Consider the following 2,147-nt stretch of genomic DNA (forward strand, 5'->3'; position numbering starts at 1 on the left):
AGCTGGGGTATGGAGAGGTCCTGGGTCGTGAGATCGGCCGCCGCCTCGCCCGCACACTCGGCGAGCCACGCCGAGTCGGTGGTCGGCACCGTGGAGACCTGCGCAGGTGCGGCGTCGAGGTCCGCTGCGAACGCGGCGACGACCGTCTCCACCTGGCGGCAGAACAGTTCGGCGGCGCTCGCGGAGATCTTCCCGCGCTGGTAGCGCAGCAGACCGTGCAGCCCCTCAGGCTCCTCGCTCAGATAGAGGGCGAGCGGGAACTGTGCCGTGCCCAGATCGAGGTCGGCGTGCGGGACGCACCGGGCGCCCTCGTCCGTCGTCAGCTCCGGCAGCGGCGAGGTGGGCACCACCACGAGCCGAGGCCCTTCACCGCCGTTCTTCGGCAGGACCGCCGACAGCGGCAGGTCAGCGTCACGGTAGGCCCGCATGGACCGGGCATGGGTCTGGCGCAGGAAATCGGCGATCGTGGGCTGTTCGTCGAGGGCGACCGGGATCGGCACGGTGGAGTTGAAGTATCCGACCGTCGCCGCGTGCCGGGGCGTCCGGCGGGAGACCGTGGCGCCGAGCACCGGTCGAGCGGTGCGAGTGTTGCGACCGAAGACGAGACCCGCGGCGGCGACCACGAACGAGTACGGCGTGATCCTGAGTTCGGCCGCGAGCGTCCGCACCCGCCCCCAGAGCTTCCTGTCCAGCTGCAACTCATGGATGCCGCCGCCGACTTCACTCAGGTCGGCGGCGGGGGCGGCGGCGGGGGCGGCCCAGTCGAGTGCCGGAGCCAGGCCGGCGGCGGCGAACTCGTCCCGCAGGGCGGCCGCGCGCTCGGTCCTCTCCGGGGTGACCGCCGTGGAGGCGCCCCAGTCGGCGAAGGTCTGCGCGGGCTCGGCCTCGTCGCCGGTGAGCAGCCAGCGGGCCATCAGCTCGGCCGACGGTTCGTCGACGACCAAGTGATGGGCCACGACGATGAGATCGGCACGGTGGTCCGGATAACGAAGGAGCACCACCCTCAGCAGCGGCCCTCGCGCCGGGTCCATGGGACGCCTGCACTCCTGGCGCACACGCCGGGCGGCCGGCGCAGCGTCCGCGTCGAGCGGGACCGTCGAGGCGTGCAGGGCGGGAGTTCGTTCCGCCGGCGCGAAGTACCATCCTTCGCCGCCCTCCACCACGCGTGCCGCCAGCATCGGGTGCGCGGCGAGCAGTCGCTGGAACCGCGCACGCAGCGCGGTCTCGTCGAGCGCGCCCTCGACCCGGTAGACGAGGGCGACATGATAGGTCGTGGGGTCGTCCGCGGCGCGGTCCGCCAGGTAGAGATCGGACTGGCTCGGGGTCAGCGGAACCGTCTGGGCCATCGGTGCCTCAACGCCCGGGCGCAGAGCCGGCGACGAGCGCGCAGAGCGCCTCGACACCGGTCGCTTCGAGCACGTCCAGGTAGTCGATCTCCTGTCCGGTCACTTCGAAGGCGCGGGCGGTGAAGAGGACGGCGCGGAACGAGTCTCCGCCGTTCTCCAGAAAGCCGGAGTTTAAGTCAGCTCCCTCGCCGAGAACTTCGAGCCAAAGGCCCTTCACGCCCTCGACGAACGCATCAGGCACAACGGGTTTCATCCGCTCGGTCCTCCGTCACGGGAAATTTATTATCCGTCTGTGGAATGCACTGGGCATGGCGTCGTGGAGTCCCGGGACGAGCCGTTCGGCAAGCCGGATGACGAGCTGAAGAAATGTGCCCGCGCCAGACGTTTTCGTGATCCTGATACGGCGGAAGCCGAGGTGTCAAGGAATTTTTCCCCAGCCGAAGGGGCATCGCTTGGCCAGCCTCACCAGGGATTATGTGGAACTCACGGTTCCTAGACCAACGCCGCCAAGTGCCCCATATTCAGACATTTACAGCACCGGCGCGCAAGGCGCACTGCAAACCTTCCTTTTCTCTCGTGCTTCGATATAGGTTCCCCGACGGGCGAACGCCAAAGTAAGGCGATGGGAAAGTCGTGACCCGGGGGCTGTTGACTCATGACCAGTGAATCCGTAGCAGGGAAATTCAACCCTGCCGACGACCGTCCTACTACTGCCCCCATGCAAGGAGCGCAGTACGGGATAGACCTTTCCCGCGGGCTCAACGCGCCCTTGCCGGTGCCCCGGACCAGCATTCCGGATGC

General features: G+C 68.4%; 2 protein-coding genes. Both read right to left on the minus strand.

From position 1 onward, the window contains the following. A partial coding sequence (locus tag ABD385_RS41080; RefSeq protein ID WP_344585370.1) for a condensation domain-containing protein occupies positions 1 to 1,346 on the minus strand: 1,346 nt, incomplete at its 3' end. Between the two features lie 7 nt (positions 1,347 to 1,353). Continuing rightward, positions 1,354 to 1,599 carry a phosphopantetheine-binding protein gene (locus tag ABD385_RS41085; RefSeq protein WP_344585372.1) on the minus strand — a complete coding sequence of 82 codons (246 nt, stop codon included), beginning with the start codon at positions 1,597 to 1,599 and terminating at the stop codon, positions 1,354 to 1,356. Positions 1,600 to 2,147: the final 548 nt, after the last annotated feature.

Source organism: Streptomyces lunalinharesii (genome assembly GCF_039532155.1).
Lineage (GTDB): Bacteria > Actinomycetota > Actinomycetes > Streptomycetales > Streptomycetaceae > Streptomyces > Streptomyces lunalinharesii.